Annotated in this window: 17 protein-coding genes and 1 tRNA gene; 8 read left to right on the top strand and 10 right to left on the bottom strand. The window is 72.3% G+C overall.

Features of this window, described 5'->3' with window-relative positions; genetic code table 11:
* Positions 1-53 precede the first annotated feature (53 nt).
* Positions 54-1,214, top strand: coding sequence for a chorismate-binding protein (locus ACFQ80_RS01610; protein WP_430562310.1), 1,161 nt, complete (start codon positions 54-56; stop codon positions 1,212-1,214).
* A 95-nt stretch (positions 1,215-1,309) separates the two neighbouring features.
* The gene (locus ACFQ80_RS01605; protein WP_430551132.1) at positions 1,310-1,912 is read left to right on the top strand and encodes a dihydrofolate reductase family protein; all 603 of its coding nucleotides are present in this window, start codon (positions 1,310-1,312) and stop codon (positions 1,910-1,912) included.
* 18 nt (positions 1,913-1,930) lie between these two features.
* Here ACFQ80_RS01605 and ACFQ80_RS01600 read toward each other — a convergent pair whose 3' ends face one another.
* Positions 1,931-3,466 carry a multicopper oxidase family protein gene (locus ACFQ80_RS01600; RefSeq protein WP_430562309.1) on the bottom strand — a complete coding sequence of 512 codons (1,536 nt, stop codon included), beginning with the start codon at positions 3,464-3,466 and terminating at the stop codon, positions 1,931-1,933.
* 9 nt (positions 3,467-3,475) lie between these two features.
* Complete coding sequence (locus ACFQ80_RS01595) at positions 3,476-3,973, bottom strand: hypothetical protein (RefSeq protein WP_430562308.1); 498 nt, start codon at positions 3,971-3,973, stop codon at positions 3,476-3,478.
* A gap of 160 nt (positions 3,974-4,133) precedes the next feature.
* Here ACFQ80_RS01595 and ACFQ80_RS01590 point away from each other — a divergent pair, with 160 nt between their 5' ends.
* The gene (locus ACFQ80_RS01590) at positions 4,134-5,000 is read left to right on the top strand and encodes an aminotransferase class IV (protein ID WP_430562307.1); all 867 of its coding nucleotides are present in this window, start codon (positions 4,134-4,136) and stop codon (positions 4,998-5,000) included.
* A gap of 59 nt (positions 5,001-5,059) precedes the next feature.
* Positions 5,060-5,131: transfer RNA gene (locus ACFQ80_RS01585), tRNA-Val, on the top strand.
* 199 nt (positions 5,132-5,330) lie between these two features.
* Here ACFQ80_RS01585 and ACFQ80_RS01580 read toward each other — a convergent pair.
* The 5 genes from ACFQ80_RS01580 to ACFQ80_RS01560 form a co-directional block, all read right to left on the bottom strand.
* Entirely contained in the window at positions 5,331-5,924 is a 594-nt protein-coding gene (locus tag ACFQ80_RS01580; protein WP_430562306.1) for a hypothetical protein, read from the bottom strand.
* A 5-nt stretch (positions 5,925-5,929) separates the two neighbouring features.
* Positions 5,930-6,148, bottom strand: coding sequence for a hypothetical protein (locus ACFQ80_RS01575; protein WP_430562305.1), 219 nt, complete (start codon positions 6,146-6,148; stop codon positions 5,930-5,932).
* 53 nt (positions 6,149-6,201) lie between these two features.
* Positions 6,202-6,807, bottom strand: a complete 606-nt coding sequence (locus ACFQ80_RS01570) for a hypothetical protein (RefSeq protein WP_430562304.1) — start codon at positions 6,805-6,807, stop codon at positions 6,202-6,204.
* Positions 6,808-7,235: 428 nt separating this feature from the next.
* Positions 7,236-7,871 (bottom strand): hypothetical protein, encoded by a 636-nt coding sequence (locus tag ACFQ80_RS01565; RefSeq protein ID WP_430562303.1) that lies wholly within the window; start codon positions 7,869-7,871, stop codon positions 7,236-7,238.
* 4 nt (positions 7,872-7,875) lie between these two features.
* Positions 7,876-8,715: a hypothetical protein gene (locus ACFQ80_RS01560; RefSeq protein ID WP_430562302.1), complete on the bottom strand. Its 840-nt coding sequence runs from the start codon at positions 8,713-8,715 to the stop codon at positions 7,876-7,878.
* A gap of 86 nt (positions 8,716-8,801) precedes the next feature.
* Between ACFQ80_RS01560 and ACFQ80_RS01555 the strand changes: the two genes are divergently transcribed.
* Positions 8,802-9,782, top strand: a complete 981-nt coding sequence (locus ACFQ80_RS01555) for a hypothetical protein (protein WP_430562301.1) — start codon at positions 8,802-8,804, stop codon at positions 9,780-9,782.
* 600 nt (positions 9,783-10,382) lie between these two features.
* On the opposite strand, the gene ACFQ80_RS01550 is transcribed toward ACFQ80_RS01555, so the two are convergent.
* A complete protein-coding gene (locus ACFQ80_RS01550; RefSeq protein ID WP_430562300.1) occupies positions 10,383-11,063 on the bottom strand; it encodes a maleylpyruvate isomerase family mycothiol-dependent enzyme in 681 nt (226 codons plus the stop codon).
* A gap of 124 nt (positions 11,064-11,187) precedes the next feature.
* Positions 11,188-11,976, bottom strand: coding sequence for a hypothetical protein (locus tag ACFQ80_RS01545; protein WP_430562299.1), 789 nt, complete (start codon positions 11,974-11,976; stop codon positions 11,188-11,190).
* A gap of 167 nt (positions 11,977-12,143) precedes the next feature.
* Between ACFQ80_RS01545 and ACFQ80_RS01540 the strand changes: the two genes are divergently transcribed.
* Together ACFQ80_RS01540 and ACFQ80_RS01535 are read left to right on the top strand one after the other, a co-directional pair.
* Entirely contained in the window at positions 12,144-13,676 is a 1,533-nt protein-coding gene (locus ACFQ80_RS01540) for an amidohydrolase family protein (RefSeq protein WP_430562298.1), read from the top strand.
* The gene (locus ACFQ80_RS01535) at positions 13,673-15,337 is read left to right on the top strand and encodes a S41 family peptidase (RefSeq protein ID WP_430562297.1); all 1,665 of its coding nucleotides are present in this window, start codon (positions 13,673-13,675) and stop codon (positions 15,335-15,337) included. Before ACFQ80_RS01540 ends, ACFQ80_RS01535 begins: the two co-directional genes overlap by 4 nt.
* Before the next feature lie 42 nt (positions 15,338-15,379).
* Here the strand turns inward: ACFQ80_RS01535 and ACFQ80_RS01530 are convergent, their stop codons facing one another.
* Positions 15,380-15,940 (bottom strand): TetR/AcrR family transcriptional regulator, encoded by a 561-nt coding sequence (locus tag ACFQ80_RS01530; RefSeq protein ID WP_430562296.1) that lies wholly within the window; start codon positions 15,938-15,940, stop codon positions 15,380-15,382.
* 123 nt (positions 15,941-16,063) lie between these two features.
* Here ACFQ80_RS01530 and ACFQ80_RS01525 point away from each other — a divergent pair, with 123 nt between their 5' ends.
* A complete protein-coding gene (locus ACFQ80_RS01525; protein WP_430562295.1) occupies positions 16,064-17,884 on the top strand; it encodes a flavin-containing monooxygenase in 1,821 nt (606 codons plus the stop codon).
* The last annotated feature ends 2 nt before the right edge of the window (positions 17,885-17,886 follow it).

Genomic DNA, 17,886 nt, shown 5'->3' with positions numbered 1-17,886 from the left:
CCGTCCAATCGCCTCCGCCGGGGTGTCCGCGCAGGACCCACTAGCGTGCTCGTGTGCACGATCCGACCTCCTGGGCCACGTTCGCCGGGCGCCGCGCGTCGCGCGCCGTCGAGTGCGTCGATCTCTCCGAGCAGCCGGAACGGCTCGACTCGGGGCTGTGGTTCGTCGTCGCCGACTTCGAGGCCGACCTGGGGCGCGACGGCGTCACGCGGCCGGGCGGTCGGGCCCGTGCCTGGCGGTTCGCCGACGTGGGCCCTGCTCCGGCGGCGGGGGGTGACGGAGGGCGCTGGCGCGGCCCCTCTCCGTCGGCATGGACCAGCTCCCTCGACCGGGACGCGTACGTCCGAGCCGTGGCGACGGTCCGCGAGCGGGTACGGCGCGGCGACGTCTACCAGGTCAACGTGTGCCGGGTGCTCTCGGCCCCGCTGGCCGCGTCGGACGTCCCGTCGGGCATCTCGTCGGGCGATGCCCGACGGGACATCGTCGAGCCCGATGCCGCGGCTCTCGCCGCGCGGCTCGCCGCCGGCAACCCCGCCCCGTACGCGGCCGCGGTGCACGTGCCCGCGGCGAGCGGCCTCGACCCGGTGTGGGTCGTGAGCGCCTCGCCCGAGCTGTACCTGTCCCTCGACGTCCCGGCCGGCGCTGCCGGCGGGGCCGCGTCGCTCGCCTCGGGCCCCATCAAGGGCACCGCGCGTACGCCGTCCGGGCTCACGGCCAAGGACCGCGCCGAGAACGTGATGATCACCGACCTGGTGCGCAACGACCTCCAGCGCGTCTGCCGCCCGGGCACGGTCGAGGTCTCCGACCTGCTGGCCGTCGAGGAGCACCCCGGCCTGGTCCACCTGGTGTCGCGCGTGCGCGGCGAGCTGCTCGGCGACGCTCCGGGACGCTGGGCGCGGGCGCTCGAGGCCACGTTCCCGCCGGGATCGGTGTCGGGGGCGCCCAAGTCGTCCGCGCTGCGGCTGATCGCCGAGCTCGAGCCGACGGCCCGCGGTCCCTACTGCGGCGCGGTGGGTTGGGTCGACGGCGACGCCGGGCGGGCCGAGCTCGCCGTCGGGATCCGTACCTTCTGGTGGGAGGACGCCCCCGGCGGCGGCGTCCTGCGGTTCGGCACCGGCGCCGGGATCACGTGGGGGAGCGACCCCGCGCGCGAGTGGGACGAGACCGAGCTCAAGGCGGACCGGCTGGTCGGGCTCGCGTCGTCGGAGGGGTGAGCCGCCGCGCCGACGGGTCCCCGGACCCCGTCGAGTCTCCGCACCGATGACGTTTCGCACCGATGAGTCTCCGCGTCCGGCGCCGTCTCCCGTGCATGACACAGGTGACCTGCGACCTCGGTATCTCCCTGGACGGCATCTCGGCGGGCGTGAACCAGTCCCTCGACCAGCCCTTCGGCGACGGTGTCGGCGACGGCGAACGGATCATGCACGCGTGGATGTTCGACAACCCGGACGACCACCGCGCGGAGCTCGACGCGATCACCGCGGCGGGCGCGTTCGTCATGGGGCGGAACATGTTCACCCCCGGGCGCGGGGAGTGGGACCTCGGCTGGCGCGGCTGGTGGGGCGAGGACCCGCCGTACCACGCGCCCGTCTTCGTGCTCACGCACCACGAGCGCGACCCGATCGAGATGGAGGGCGGCACCACGTTCCACTTCGTGACCGGTGGGCCGCAGGAAGCCCTCGCCCGGGCACGTGATGCGGCCGGCGAGCGGAACGTGTCCGTGGCCGGCGGGGCGACGACCGTCAACCAGTTCCTCGCCGCGGACCTCATCGACGAGCTGCGGCTGCACGTCGGGCCCGTGGTGCTCGACGTCGAGGGGGTGCGCCTGTTCGAGGGCGTGGGGACGCACGACCTGCGCATCGTGTCCGCGCGGGTCACGCCGGAGGTGACGCACCTGGTGCTGCGGCGCTGAGACGCCGTCACGGGCACGTCACTCGGGGACGTTGCCGGTGGCGTGCCCCAGCAGGTACGGCGTCGTGACCCCCGCGTACATCAGGTGCGCCACGAGGCCTTCGGTGGCGTGGGGCAGGTTGTGGCAGTGGTCCATCCAGATCCCCGGGTTGTCCGCGACGAACGCGACGTCGTAGACCTCGCCGTCGGCCACCTCGAGGGAGTCGGTCCACCACGGGCTGCCGCTCGCGGCCACGCCGTCGCGGGACAGCACGACGACGTGGTGGCCGTGCAGGTGCATCGGGTGCGGCGTCCCGCTGCGGTTGTCGATCCGCATGCGCACGACGTCGCCCTGGCCGACCTCGAACATCGGCACGTCCGGGTAGGTGTGCCCGTTCACCGTCCAGTGCATGCCCGGCCTCCCGTCGAGGAAGCCCGGCGCCCTGCCGATGACGTAGTCGAACGAACGGTCCGCCGCGTCCGGGTCCAGGCCGAGCGGCGCCGGCGTCCCATAGCCGAGCAGGTCGAGGGTCGCCGTCGGGCGCCGCGTCGGGGAGGACGCCGCGCCGTCGGGGCCCACGACGACGGCGGAGGCACCGCCCAGCTCGACGCGCGCCGCCGAGCCGTCGTCCGGCGCCACGACGAGCAGGTCCGCGCGCCCGCCGGCCGGGACCACCACCGCACGATCACGGACCTCGGGCGGGTCGTGCACGTCGGTGCCGTCGACGGCGAGGAGGCGGAACGGCACCCCGCCCACCCAGACGGGCAGGACGCCGTTGTCGCTGTTGATCACCCGGACGCGCGCCGCCGTCCCGGGCGGGACGTCGACGGGCAGGTCCCCGGTCGCGCCCTGGACCGTGCGCCGCGCCCCGTACCGGTGCACCAGCGCGGGGACGTCGACGGCATCCTCCAGGAGGCGCGCGACCTCCCGCCCGCCGGCCGGCCGGGCGTCCCGGGCCGGGGCCACGACCACCGCCCCGAGCAGCCCCTTGCGCGCCTGCTCGTGCGAGACCTGGTGGGAGTGGTACCAGTACGTTCCGGCGTCGGAGGCGACGAACCGGTACGTGTGCGAGCCGCCGACGGGGACGGCGTCCTGGGTGACGCCGGCGACGCCGTCCGCGGCGTTCGGCACGTCGATCCCGTGCCAGTGCAGCGTGGCGCCTCCCGGCACGCTCTCGTTGACGAACGTCACCTCGACGAGGTCGCCCTGCACGGCGCGCAGCGTCGGGCCCGGCGTCGTCCCGTTCACCGTGTACGCGTCCGTCGTCGTGCCGGGCGCCAGCTCCACGCGCTCGGCGCGCGCGGTGAACGTGAGGGCCACGTCGGCCGGGCCGGTCGGCGCCACCAGCGTGTCGACGCTCGTGGCGGCCGCGGCGCTCCCGCCGCCATGGCCGGAGTGACCCTCGAGCGTCGTGACGCGCGGCCCGCTGCCGCGCTCGAACGACCCCGTCTCGGTGACGGAGAACCGGCCCGGTGCCCTGCTGGTCTGCCAGAGCAGCAGGAGCGGCACCAGGACGGCCGCCGCCGCCAGCCCGGCGACGACGCGCCGCAGGACCGGGGAACGGTCGGCCGCCATGTCGGCGGGTCAGGGCGTGACGCCGCCGGCGGCCAGCCCCGGCGTCGCGGTCGCGGCTGCCGCCTGCTCGGCCCGGTCGCGCGCCGCCACGCGCCAGCCCGTGTACAGGGAGACGCCGAAGAGCAGCAGGGCGTTGACCCCGTGCAGGCCACCGAGGAACGGGACGCTGTGCCCCGCGAGGCCGAGCGTGACCTGGAGCGCCACGAGGAGGAGGATCGCGAGGCCCCAGCGCCAGGCGCCGCGCACGCCGGCGAAGAACGACGCGACGAAGGTCAGCAGGGCGATGGCCGGCAGGATCATGGTGCCCGTCATCCCGTGGAGCATCAGCCCGATCTCCTCGGGGAACAGGGACTCCCCGGACATGGACTGCTCCATGGCAGCCTGGTCCAGCACCCCGCCCTCGTCGATGAAGAGTCCCAGCCCGGCGACGGCGTAGACCATGACGGCCGCCTGGACGACGACCCCCGCCGCGACGACGTACGCGAGCACGCGAAACACCTGTCTCATGCCGATCACCTCGATCGTGCGAGGGCCGTACCGTCGCGGCCCGTTCTCTGATGGTGAGTCGGCCGTGGTGCCGCCGCTACGAACGGTCGGGGTGAACCGGGGGTGAACTCGAACGCCCGGGGCGACGCCGTCCGGGCGTGAAGTCGGGCACACTGGCCCCATGAGTCTGGTGATCTGGGCGGAGGGCCGTCTGGTCGGGCAGGGGGAGGCCGCGCTGAGCGCCGTCGACCACGGCATCACGGTCGGGGACGGGGTCTTCGAGACCTGCACGGTCTTCGACGGTCGGGCGTTCGCGCTGACGCGGCACCTGCGACGACTCGCGCGCTCCGCGACCGGGCTCGGCCTCGCCGCCCCCGACGAGCAGAAGGTGCGCGACGGCGTCGCGGCCGCGCTGGCCGAGGCCGTGCGCCTGGACGGCGCGTTCGACGGCCGGCTCCGCATCACCGTCACGGCCGGTGTCGGCCCGCTCGGCTCCGGTCGCGTCGACGCGCCGCAGACCGTCGTCGTGGCGGCGCAGCAGTCCGCGATGGCGCCGACGTCGCGGTCCGCGAGGTCGCCGTGGCCGCGCAACGAGCGGTCCGCCGTCGCCGGGCTCAAGACGACGTCCTACGCGGAGAACGTCGTGGCGCTCGCGGACGCCGTGAGCAAGGGCGGCGACGAGTCGATCCTGCCCAACACCGTCGGCGACCTGTGCGAGGGCACCGGCTCCAACGTCTTCGTGGAGCGCGACGGCGAGCTGGTCACCCCCACCCTCGACTCGGGCTGCCTGGCCGGGATCACCCGCGCCCTCACGCTCGAGTGGGCGGCGGAGGAGGGCCTGCCCGTGCGCGAGGCGAAGGACGGCGAGCTGCCGTTCACCGTCCTCGACGAGGTGACCCGGGGGAAGGCGCAGCTCGCCCTCACCTCGTCCGGGCGCAACGTCCAGCCCGTCGTGTGGCTGGACGGCGCCGACGTCGAGGTGGGGGACGTGTCGCGCGCGGCGCGCGAGCTGTTCGAGCGGAACTGCCGCGAGCGCCTCGACCCCTGAGTGCCCGTGGCGCCGGTTTGGTCCGCCGCCCGATCTGTGGCTAATATCGTCCACGCACCGGGCGATTGGCGCAGTGGTAGCGCGCTTCGTTCACACCGAAGAGGTCACTGGTTCGAACCCAGTATCGCCCACGCACGTTTTTCCTGGTCAAGGCCGCACCCCACGGGGCGCGGCCTTTTCCATGCCCACTATGTGCCCAGTTCCGCCTAGAACGGCGTGCCCAGGACCGTGCCCAGAGCCCCGCCGCTCACGCGCGAGCGGGATGCGTACCAGCACGGTCACCGCGCCGCCATCGGCGCTCCGCGCCCGCCCGCTCGCACGCGGGAGCGATCACGACTCAGCAGCGACCTTCTCCGGGACGAGAGCGGGCGCCGCGGCGGTGACGAGCGCGTCCGCGGCCTCGTCCATGACCGTGCACGCGGCGGTGACGCCTTCCAGCCAGCCGGGCTGCCTGGGAGCACCGGCCTCGATCGCGGTCCGCACGGTGGCGACAGCGGTGGCGAGGTCGTCGAGGGCCCCACGGATCGTCTCATCGTCGGTGGTGAGCCGGATCAGTGCGACGGCGCGGAACATCTCGTTGTAGGTGGCGACCATCCGAGCCTGCTTCTCGTCAGACCAGTGCTCCTCGGCCAGGTCGTGATGCCAGAGGTAGGAGTGCTGGGCCACGAGGTCCGAGCGTTCTCGGGCAGCCGAGGCCGCAGCCGCGACGAGGCTCCGCGCGTGACGCCGGTCTTCGTTCAGCGCGCGCACGCGCTCCGCGTCGATCACCGACTCCGCGCTGGTCTTCGCGGCGGCCCGCGCCGCGTTCGCGTTCACGTTCGAGGCGATGAGCACGCCGACGAGGGACACGACGGCGATGATGACGGGCCCCCACGTCGTGATGAAGTCCGCGTCGGTGTGGAGGTTGACCTCGATCGGGGGCATGTCGCCTACTCCGCGGGCGGCAGGACTTCGTACTCGAACATGGCGTGCTGATCGGTCGTGCCCAGACGGTGGAACTCGGTGTCGAGGGTGCGCATCACGACGCCGGTCGCGCATGTCTCTCGCGTGTCGTCCCGCTGCACCTTCCAGGTGAGAGTCACCTCGTCGCCAACGGCCCGGTCCAGGCCGTTGCTGCCATCCCAGGCGAGTGCACGGTGGTGCTGCATCAGAGTCCATTCGAGTGGGCGACCTTGGGGATCGTGGCCGCGACACGTGAACGTCACGATGTCCCCCGGTCGCAGCCTGACCTTCGGCGTGGCCCAGGCGTATGGCTCGGTGGCGAGGCTCTCCTCGGGGGCTGATGACCGAAGGAGTCCATGACAGCGGTGATGCGCGGGTAGATGTCCCCGGCGGGGTCCTTGCTCGACATGTAGATCGTCACCCGATTCTCGATGTCGCCGGCGATCCCGGCGAGGAGGTCCTTCTCGAAGGGGAGGAGGTCGCGGCTGTGCGCCACGGTGTTGCGGAGGTCGTCGAACCTCTTCAGCAGCGCCTCGATGTCGGCCGCGCGTTCGAGCATCGTGCCGACTTCCTTGTGCGCCCCGAGGGCGGGCGCGACCGGTGACCAGTGCTTCTTGAGGATCGTCCGCAACTCCGCGAGGTGGGCGTACTCCAGGCCGGTCGTCGGCGTGACGGCCGCGCCCCGCTTCGTGCGCTTCTTCTCTTCCTCGGTGGCGCGCTTCGCCCAGCACGCGCGCTGCTCGTCGGTGCTGATCCTCGCGAGCCAGTCGCCTTCCTTGAAGTGCTCGCGGTAGGCGTGCTGAATGACGCGGCGGAGAGCACGTTCGAGTTGAACGAGCGCGACGCTGGGCTCGACGTGGGCCATGTCGAGACGGTAGTTGCCGTGCAGTACAGCGGGTAGCACACCAGGGGGTGAATTGCCCTAGGCGCTCACCCGATCCCGAGCGGCTTCGGCAGGGGCAGGTTCGCGCGTGCTTGATGGCTGGGACGACACGGCTGTCGTCCGCGCCCGCACTGCTGCTCGCGCCCTCGCCATCGCGCCCAGGCGCACGGTCTCGTCGTGGTCCTCGGACTCATGGGCGTCGTAGGAGGCATGGGCTCCGGAGGCGGTCAGGGCGACGTCTCGGTGACCGCACCAGCAGGTCGACACGATGCTGCCGGTTAGTACGTCTGTAGCGCAATTACCGTTCTGCCAGCACGGACACCGCGCGTATTCGGCACTCCGCGCGCCGACTGGCGGGGTGCGTGGCCGCTACTAGGTCGGTGCCGTTGCCCGCTTGTCAGCTGCGGTTGTCAGGCCTCGGGTGTTCGAGAAAGAGGCTCAGCCAGGACCGACGCCGCGGTGCTGACAAGAGCGCTGCACTTGTCTTGGAGGCCGTCATTATCGATCAGCAGGGCAGCCGCTACGGACAAGGGCATGCCAACACCTTGGTTCTCAAGGTTCTTGTAGCGCGCCTCGTCCAGTCTCTCAAGCGCGGCCTCGATGTCGTGAATCGCGCTCACGAGCGCTGCGTGTGAGGACGCGAGGCGGACCAAAGCAATTGCCCTCTCGAACCTCTGGCGTGACATGTGGACCTCCGAAGTGTCGAGGTCGTCCCGGAACTCCGCAAGGCTCGCACCGATGTACGCCGCGCAGGTCGATGCGACGTCGGCGATCAGTTCCTGGAGATGGCGGACATGTTCCGTCTGAGTGCGCGCGTTCTCGACGTCGCGCAGGGCCTTCGCGCTTCGTTCGGATGCTGCCAGCATCGCCTGGGCGTTCCGCTCAGACGCCCTTCGGGACTGCCATGCCGTGATGAGCGAGGCGGCGAGCACGCCGGCGAGTGAGCTCACGGCGACCAGGACGGCGGAGGCAGCGGCCACGAGGGGAGGGGCCCAGGTGGACCAGAACCCGGAGTCGGTGTGGAGCACGACGTCGATCGGGGGCATGGCGTCAGTCCTCGTGCTGAGGTGTGGTGCTGGAGGCAGCGAGGCTCTCGGGTTCCGGGACGCCCGCGTTGTCGGAGCCGAGTTCCATCCGGATAAGAGCCACCATCTCGACGAACTTGTTGTGGGCTGCTTTGAGGTCTTCCACGCCGACCTTCTCGCGGACGTACGGCTCCTCGGGCGTGTGCTGCTCCCCGGCCTCGTACGCAGCAGGGATCGCCTTGCCAGCGACATGCATGGCAGCCTCACCAAGCGTCGCGATTTGCCTGTCGCCGACGGCTCGAACCTCGGCTGCCCAGCGGCGCGTTTCAGTGGATGCGTCGTTCCAGATCTCGACATTCGCGACCATCTTGTCGACGTTCGTCGCCTCGTACTTCTCACCCGCAGGGTCCTTCGGCCGTCCGAACCACACCACCTGGTTGCAGGCGAAGACCGCGGCGTGCGTCGACTTGATGATCCCGAAGTACGCCGTCGCCCTCGCTCCTCGAAGCCATCGATAGTCGTCGTGGTCGCGCGCGTTCCTGGCGCGTTCCGTCTCCGCGTCTATGAGCGACTGGGCGTTCTTCTGTGCGCTCTCCTTCACGCCTCGCAGCGCGAAGTACGCGACGAGGAGCGACGCGGCCACCGAACCGACCATCGTGATTAGACCCGGGACGATCGACGAACCCCAGTCCTGCCACCAGCCCTGCTCACTCTGCTGCTGGAGGAGGACCTGGAGGCTCGGGATCGGACTGGGGGACGGCGTCGGCATGCCGAGAAGGTAGCCCGGGCGCAGCACTATTTGTGCCACAGGTGAGGGTGAAACCTCCGGGCTGCCCTCCAGCTTCAGGACCGGCGCTGCGAGCATCTGGACATGAGAGTGACGCGCTGGGGCGGCATCTGGCAACGCTGTGACGTAACTCGACGAGAGTCGGGACGAGGCGGTGGTGCCTTGTGACGCTTCACCTGACCTACGTCGGGCCGCGGTTCATCGTCACGGTTGGTGACCGACGCCTGACCGTGTCGAATGACGGCACGATTACCGAGTTCGACGCGTACGCGAACAAGTCAGTCGTGGTGCTGGGCATCGGCTGTGCCGTCGTCGTCTCATACACGGGTCTGGCTCACATCGATGGGGCGTCGACGGCAAACTGGATTGCCGAGCAGGTCATGGCTCGGAAGCTGCCCGAGTCGAGGCTCCTGGGCGAGGGCAACCCGATTGAGTTCGCTCCGCAGGAGGTACCGCACCTGGGCGAGATCATCGCTCGGCTTTGCCGTGCCCTGGAGCGGGACCTTCCGCGCCAGCAGGTTCGTGATAGGCAGGTTGAGGTGTCGATCGCTGGCTACGTCTCGAAGCGTCGTTGGCGCGTCGCCCCGTCTGACCCGCGGAACAGCCGACCGATTTTCCTCTCCCTCAAACACAGGGGCGAGCGGCGTCGGAAGACCAAAGTGCAGACGTTCCCCAAGATGTGGGGGGAACCTTCAAGGTTCAAGATCTACCGGATCGGGACCAGAGTTCCGGACAGTATCCAAGACGAACTGGCGGAGGCACTGTGTGCGTCGGACGGACAGACTCTCGATGCTGTCGAGACCCTGCTCGTCGAGGCCGTCAGGAAGACCTCGCGTGTCTGTTCAACAGTGGGCACCGACTGCATGACCATCCATCTCGTCCCGGTCGACCGGCGCATGCACATCATGTTCGATCGGGATCCGAGCAGGACCGTGGCCGCGTTCACGCCGGTAATCGCCGGTGCTGATCTCCTGGCGCCGCCAGCCATCATGCGAGGTTCAACGTTCCCTCAGCTTGCCAGCGGGGCATGGTCGATAGGCCTCGGAGTCCATCCTCCGCTGCCGACGCCCCTTAGGCACTTGAATGGGCCGCCGATCCCAGTTTTCGAGATGGGGGCCCATCCACAAAAACCGTTCATGTCCTAGATGTGGGGCCTACCCGAGCGTGCGGTGGATCGAGCCAAGGGTCTATGGGGACCCGAGGGGTTCATGAGGCGGCACCCCTGGACGGGATGCCCGCATCCAAGAGGCGGCCGACGTGCATGAGGTGACCCCCCTTGGCCGGGGATACCTCTGGTGCGCGGCGACAGCGGCTATGCATGGGGGTCGGCGGTATCCATGGGGCCTTCTCGATGCAGGGTCGCTTCACGATATCCCGTCGCCCGTAAAGCATGGCTCCACTGTGTAGGACAATCCGCAGCACGAGGAGGATCCCGCCATGACCGCTGCAGCCGCCACGACGCCCGCACCCCGTCGGCGCTCGCAGCAGCCCGCGTCGCTCACCGCGAGTGGGCGTCCTCTGCGCCTTCTCCAGGATGCTCCGGCCGGTCGTCGCCCGGTTGAGCTCCGTCCCGAGGCAAGGCGAATGCTCGCGGAGTACGGCGCGCGACTTCACTCCGAACCTCGCGCATGAGGGGGCAGAGGGGGCGTTGGGGGCGCCAGTCCCTACCTCTTCTCTATTAGTCCGTCCCGCACAGGGGCGGGATTAATAGAGAAGAGGTTGAGGAACGCGCCCCCCCTTGCCCCCTACGGCCGGTCCGCGCGGATCGTGATGCCCCGGAAGCCCCGGATGCCCCGCCGCTTCGACTCGCTCAGCGCGTCGACCTGCCTTAGCCGGGCGTAGAACTCGCGCTTGCTGAGGGGCCGGCCGCCGCCGCCCGACTCGACGTAGATGCGGAACGACTCGTAGAGCACACGCTGGTCGGTCCACTCGTCGTCCGCGAGCGACGCCTCGTCCCGCAGCCACCCATGCCCCGTCGTGACGAACTCCAGCCCGACGCGGACCGTCCCGGGGTCCGGGTCCGGGTCGTGGCCGAGCCCCAGGGGAAGCCGCATGTCGCCCTCGTGGACGAGGAGGTCGGTGAGGGGCGCTCGCGGGCCGGTCAACGGCGGGCTGAACCGGCTCTCGGCGCGCCGGCGCAGCAGCGTCACGGTCTCCGCGACCGGTCGCCGCCCGGCGCGCCGGGCGGCGGCGTCGTTCGCGCGATGGATGCTGCCCCGGGCACGGACGACGTCCCGCAGGAACTCTCCGAGAGCCCCGGGAGCCGCGGTCTGGGCGAGGTGCGCGCCGACGGTCCGGACGTCCCAGCCGGCGCACAGGCTCGGCGCGGCGAGCTGCGACTCGTCCAACGCCTCGAGCAGGTCCGCGACGGCGCGGCGTCGCTCGGCGGTCGCGGCGAACACGTGCGCCAGTGCGGATCCGTCCAACGCCGGTCCTTCCAGGTGGGGCCGAGAACGGGGGTCGAGAACGGGGGCCGAGAACGGGGGTCGAGAAGAGCATGCCAGGTCTGCCGGGAGTGCGGACCGTCGGACGGCGCCGGGGCGGCGGTCGTCAGGCGGAAGGCACCTCGACGCTGATGTTGGCACGCTCGGTGCCCGGCGGGTCGCCGAGCACCGCCCAGAAGTCGGTGTCGCGCATCCAGGCCGGGATGCCCGCCGGGAGGTCGCGGCTCGGGACGGCGGGCAGCTCGTCCGGCGTGAAGTCGGCGCCGTAGGGGATCAGCGGTCGCACCTCGTCGGGCGCCTGGACCCTCGTGTGCAGCCGTTCCAGCGCGACGTTCCAGTTGTCGAGCAGGTCCTTGCGGCTGATGGGTCCGCCGGGCTTGTCGGCCGTCGGGTGCAGGGCCCGCTGGTGGAACACGGACACCCCGGCTCCCTCGGGGGAGGTCACGAACGTGCGCCAGGCCTCGAAGGCGGGGGTGCCGAAGGTCACGACCGCCTCGATGCGGCCGGGCGCGAGCGCCGCCGCGAACCACCGGTGGCGGTAGGCGACGACCTCCGGGTCGTTCAGGTGCGGCAGCGCCATCGACTGGTTGTAGATGCCGTACAGGAACGCGTTGACCATGAGGTAGCTGGACGTGAACCCGAGCTTCTCGACGAAGCCCTGCACCCGCCGTCCCGCCTGTCCCGACAGGATGCGCCGGGTGAACGCCTCGGTCTGCGCCGGGTCCTGCCCGACGACGAGCAGCCGGGCGGCGCCGTTCGCCCGTCCGCGGTAGAACACCGGCCCCCACAGCGACCGGAAGCCGTCCGTGCCGCGGAACACCGTGTCGTCCGGGTAGGTGCGGCACAGGGTCCGGAACCGGCCGGTCGGCCCGGTGTCGAACGGATCGGTGATCATGGCGCCTCCCTCACCGACAGGGAGCGCCCAGGGCGCGCGACACGCACGCCCGCCACCGGGTGAAGTCGGTGCCCGCGGCCGGTGGGTCACCGCTGACCGTGGCGACAATGAGGCGACAGTCCCGGTGCGGGCGCCCGCCCGCCGGGGTCGACAGCAGGGGGACGGCCATGGCGCAGCTGGTCATCACCGGGAACGTCGCGACGATGGCGCAGGGGGCGTCGGAGCCCCCGTCGCGCGGGCGGGTCTGGATCGACGGCGACACGGTCGTCGACGTCACGACCGGTCGCCGGCGGGTCGCCGGCTTCGCCCGCGCCACCGAGGTCGACGTCGGCGACGCGTCCGTGCTGCCGGGCTTCGTGGACATGCACAACCACCTGGCCTACAACGCGCTGCCGCTGTGGGCCGAGCCCGGCCGCACCGAGCCCTGGTTGCACAACAAGCACTGGCCGGACGCCGACACCTACACCGAGTCGATCACCGAGCCCGCCTGGGTGTACGCGAAGGCCTGTCCCGAGGCGTTGCTCGCGTACGTGCAGGTGCGCGCGATGGCCGGGGGAGCGACCGCGGCGCAGGGCTGGCCCACCGCCAACCGCGGGTATCGCACCGTGATGCGCAACGTCGACGCCGAGGACGTCGGCACCGGTCGGGACGACCTGATCTACACCTCGGTGGTCACCAAGACGGGCGAGGCGCTCACCACCGCCGTCCGGCGCATGACCGCCGGCTCCGGGTTCATCTACCACTGCGCGGAGGGGCGTCGCGGCTCCCGGGTCCTGGCCGACTACACGGACCTCGACCGCGCCGACGGGCTGCTCCCCACGCTGCTGGCCGTGCACGCCTGCGCGGTGGACGCCGACGGGTGGGCCCGGTGGGACCCCGCCGAGGCGGGCGGCGTCGTCTGGTCGCCGCTGTCCAACCTGCTGCTCTACGCGGAGACGACCCTCGTGGACGACGCCCGCGCCCGCGGCGTCACCGTGTGCCTGGGCAGCGACTGGGGCCCGTCGGGCACGAAGAACCTCCTCGGCGAGATGAAGGTGGCCCGCATCGCCGCCGACCGTCTCGGCTACGACCTCACGGACGCGCAGATCGTCGAGATGGTCACCAGCAACCCCGGCACGCTCCTCGAGCGGTGCTGGCACCGTCCCGTCGGCCGCCTCGTCCCGGGGGCGCTCGCGGACGTCACCGTCGTGCGGGGCCGCGGGCGCGGGGACGCCTGGACGCGCGTCGTCGCCGCCCGCGAGCGGGACGTCGCCCTCGTCGTCGTCGGCGGCGTCCCCCGCTACGGGGACTCGGGCCTCATGACGGCGGCCGCGGCGCCGCCCGCCTTCACCGCCACGGTGGGGGGCCGACGGCGCCGGGTCGCGCTGCCCGACCCGGCCGACCCGCAGCGCGCCTGGTCGTGGCGCGCGGTCCTGGACAGGCTGCGGGAGGTGCAGCAGGACCCCCAGCAGGCCATCGCGACCGCCCAGGCGCGCGCCTCCGCCGGGCCCCGCTTCGCGCCGGACGCCGAGCTCGAGCTCTTCCTCGACATGCCCGACACCCGCCGCACGGGTCGCGCCGGTCCGCCCAAGGACCCGGGCACGGTGCGGATCCCGCCGGTGCCGGCGCTGGAGCACGACGCGGCGTACTTCGACCTCCTCGACGCCGCGCCGATCCCGGACGGCGTCCTCGCCCCGCTGCGCGCGAGGTTCGGGTCGTGACGCCGCCGCCGAGCCCGGCCGCCCTCCGCGCGCGCGCCGGCAGCCGCCTCGACGACGTCGTGCCGTCCCGGGCCGAACCCGGGCCGGAGCCGGTGACGCTCACGGCGACGCAGCAGCACGACCTGGTCGACCTCTGGACCACGCTGCTCACCGACGTCTACGTGCACTACGGGCAGAAGCGGGCGCTCTACGGCTACGACCCGCTGCGGGCGCTCGCGGCCCTGCGCCGGGAGATCCCCCTGCTCGACGGCGCCGGGTTCCTGCGAGCGCTCACCAGGGTGGTCAACCGGCTGCGCGACCAGCACACGCAGCTGTTCGTGGGTGTGCCCGGGGCCGACCCGTACGTCGCCGCGCTGCCGTTCCTGGTGGAGTCGTCCGGCCCGTACACGTCGCCCACGTTCCTGGTCACGAAGACGACGGACGAGGTGCCCGACCCGGCGTTCGCCCCCGGGGTCCGGCTCACCACCTGGAACGCGGTGCCCTTCACCCGCGCGGTCGACCTGTTCGCCGACACCCTCACCGGGGGACGGCCGGACGCCCGCCGGGCGCGGGCCCTCGAGACGCTCACCCAGCGGCCGCTCGCCTTCCTGCCGCCGCCGGACGAGCTGTGGGTCGACGTCGGCTTCCGGAGGCCCGAGGACCCGGCGGGAGACCCCGACCGCACCGCCAGGTTCGAGTGGCGCGCCATCCGCCCGGGGGCCGCCGCGACCGCCGACGACCGGGTCGCGACCCGGACGCGCCGCGGGATCGACGTCGTCGGCGAGACCGCCCGCCGCGCTCGCAAGCTGCTCTTCGCCACCGACCTGTGGGAGGGCGACCGGCGGGGCGTGCAGCCCCGGGCGAAGGGCTCCGGGTGGCTGCGCACCAGCATCGCGGACGCCCTCGCCGCCCGGCCGGTGACGACGTCGCACGGCACGTTCGGCTACCTGCGGATCTGGACGTTCGACGTGCGCCATCCCGGCCGGTTCGTCGACGAGGTCGCCCGGCTGCTGCGCCGGCTGCCGCAGAACGGGCTCGTCGTCGACCTCCGCTCCAACCCTGGCGGCGTCGTCGACGCGGCCGAGCGGCTGTTCCAGCTCTTCACCGACGAGCGGGTCGAGCCGGCGCGGTTCGCGTGCCGCGCGACGCCGGCGATGGCTGACCTCGCCGAGGCCGACGGCAACGGGGCCGACCTCGCCGACTGGGCGGGCTCCCTGCGCGCCGCCCTCGACCTCGGCGAGGAGTTCTCGCAGCACCTGCCCCTCGCGGACCCCGACCTGTGCAACGGTGCCGCGCGGGCGTACCGGGGTCCGGTCGTCGCCGTCGTCGACGCCAACACGTACTCCTGCGGCGACCTCTTCGCGGCGGGCCTGGTGGACCACGGCATCGGCCGGGTGGTCGCCGTGGGTGCGGCGACCGGCGGGGGCGGCGCGAACGTCTGGAGCGGCGACGACGTCCAGTACGCCTACCACGCGGCCCACCGCGCGCTCCCGCCGTTGCCGCCAGGGATCGGCTTCGCGCTCGCCGTGCGGCGCATGGTCCGGTCCGGCACCTCCGCGGGCCTCGCGATCGAGGACGTCGGGGTGGCGGGCGAGGAGCGCTACGACATGACCGAGCGCGACGTCGTGGACGGGAACCTCGACCTCCTCGAGCACTGCACCGCGCTCCTGGCCTCCGCGTAGCCGCGCCAGCCCGCCGGTGCCGCGCGACCCCCGGCCGCGACGTCAGGACGCCGGGACCGCCGTGGTGAACAGGCCGCGGTGCACGATCTCCCGGGCCTGGGTGCCGCGGGCGCCGCCACGGTCCCGCCGTTCGAGGGCGAGCGCGGACATGGCCATCGGCAGGGCGAGCATGAGGTGCTGCGTCGTCACGCCGGGGTGCACGACGCCGGCCGCGAGGCCACGCGCGAGCAGCGGCGCGAAGGCCGCCGCGGTGCGCCGCGCGAGGTCGGCGAGGGCGGGGGAGTCGCTGAGGGCGACGAGCGCGAACGACGGTGCGGCGACCTGGACGTCCAGCGCGTGATGGAGCAGCGTGACCACGCCGTCGTCCGCGTCGCCCAGGGCGGTGGCGAGCGTCTCCAGGTCGGCGACGTTCTGCTCGAGCACGGCCGACGCCAGCGCCTCGCGGCTGGGGAAGTGCCGGTGCAGGGTGGTGCGGCTGACGCCCGCGGCGGCCGCGACCCGCTCGAGCGGGACGTCGGGGCCCTCGGCCGCGAGCACGCGGCGGGCCGCCGCGAGCAGCAGGTCGCGGTTGCGCGCGGCGTCGCGACGGACGGGTTCGGCCATGGCGCCGAGGGTACCGACGTACCGACACGGCGTCAGAGGCGGACGCGAAACGTACGTTGATGTACGTTTCGTGGGTGCAGGGCTGTCGCCCTGGCGAACCGTTCTCCTGACGAAAGGCCCTCCGTGACCGACACGACGACGCCTGCCGACCGCATCGCCGCCCTCGACCCCGACGCCCTGCGCGAGCGGTACCGGCACGAGCGCGACCGCCGGCTGCGCCCCGACGGGAGCGCCCAGTACCGGCGGGCGGCGGGGGAGTTCGGCTACTACGCGAAGGACCCGTACACCGAGCGCACGGAGCGCGCCCCGCTGACCGACCGGGTGGAGGTGCTGGTCGTCGGTGGCGGGTTCGGCGGCCTGCTCACGGGCGCCCGGCTGCGCGAGGCGGGCTTCGGGTCGATCCGGATGATGGACGAGGCCGGCGACTTCGGCGGCACCTGGTACTGGAACCGCTACCCGGGGATCCACTGCGACATCGAGGCGTCGGTGTACATGCCGCTGCTGGAGGAGACGGGGTACCTCCCGACGATGCGCTACGCGCCCGGGGAGGAGATCCGGCGGCACGCGGTGCGGATCGCCGAGCAGTACGGCCTGTACCGCGACGCCGTCTTCCAGACCCGGGTCACGGAGCTCACCTGGGACGAGGACGGCGCCGAGTGGCTGGTGCGCACCGACCGGGGCGACGCGATGCGCGCCCGGTACGTGGTGGTCTCCTCGGGCACGCTGACCCAGCCGAAGCTTCCCGGCATCCCCGGGATCGAGGACTTCCGCGGGCACACGTTCCACACCAGCCGGTGGGACTACGGCTACACCGGCGGCAGCGCCGAGGGCGGGATGACCGGGCTCGCGGACAAGCGCGTGGCCGTGGTCGGCACCGGGGCCACGGGGCTCCAGGTGATCCCGCACGTGGCCCGCGACGCGGCGCACCTGTACGTCATGCAGCGCACGCCGTCGTCGGTGGACGTGCGCGACAACCGGCCCACCGACCCCGCGTGGGCCGCCTCGCTGCGGCCGGGCTGGCAGCGCGAGCGGATGGAGAACTTCCTCGCGATCCTCTCGGGCGAGGATGTCGCCGAGGACCTGGTCGGCGACGGCTGGACGTCCACCGCGCGGCTCCAGCGGCAGATGATCACCGGTGCCGTCGACACGACCCTCGACCCCGCCGAGCGGGAGCGGCGCGACGAGCTCGCCGACTTCGCGAAGATGAACCTGATCCGGGCGCGCGTGGACGAGGTGGTCGCCGACCCGGCCACGGCCGAGGCGCTCAAGCCCTGGTACCGGTACATGTGCAAGCGCCCGGGCTTCAGCGACCAGTACCTCCAGGCCTTCAACCGGGACGACGTCACCCTGGTCGACACCGCCGACCACGGCGGCATCACGCGCATGACCGAGACGTCCGTCGTCGTGGGGGACGCGGAGTACGAGGTCGACTGCGTGATCTTCGCGACCGGGTTCGAGGTCGGCGTCTCCGGCGTCGTCTCGGGCACGATGCCCGTGCACGGGCGCGGCGGGACCTCGCTGCTCGAGGCCTGGAGGCGCGGGCCGCGCACCCTGCACGGCTTCTTCTCCCACGGCTTCCCGAACCTGTTCCACCTCGGGGCGATGCAGAACGCGAACTCGGTGAACTTCGTGCACATCCTCACCGAGCAGGCCGAGCATCTCGCCGCCGTCCTCGCCCGCGCGGCCAAGACCGGCGCGCGGTACGTCGAGCCGACGGCGGAGGCCGAGCAGGCGTGGTGCGACACGATCCTCGACGTCGCGGTCGACAACTCGTCCTTCCTCGCCGAGTGCACCCCCGGCTACTACAACGGCGAGGGCACGCGGCGCGCGACCCCGACGTCGTACAGCCCCGGCCCCGTCGCGTTCCACCGCCTGCTGGCCGAGTGGCGCGAGGGCGACATGCGCGACGTCCTCGTGCCGCCCGTCGACGAGCTCGCGGTGTGAGC

Source organism: Isoptericola sp. NPDC056578, assembly GCF_042793275.1.
GTDB lineage: Bacteria > Actinomycetota > Actinomycetes > Actinomycetales > Cellulomonadaceae > Isoptericola.
Note: the sequence above shows the minus strand (reverse complement) of the source record. Positions and strands in the feature narration are given on the sequence as shown.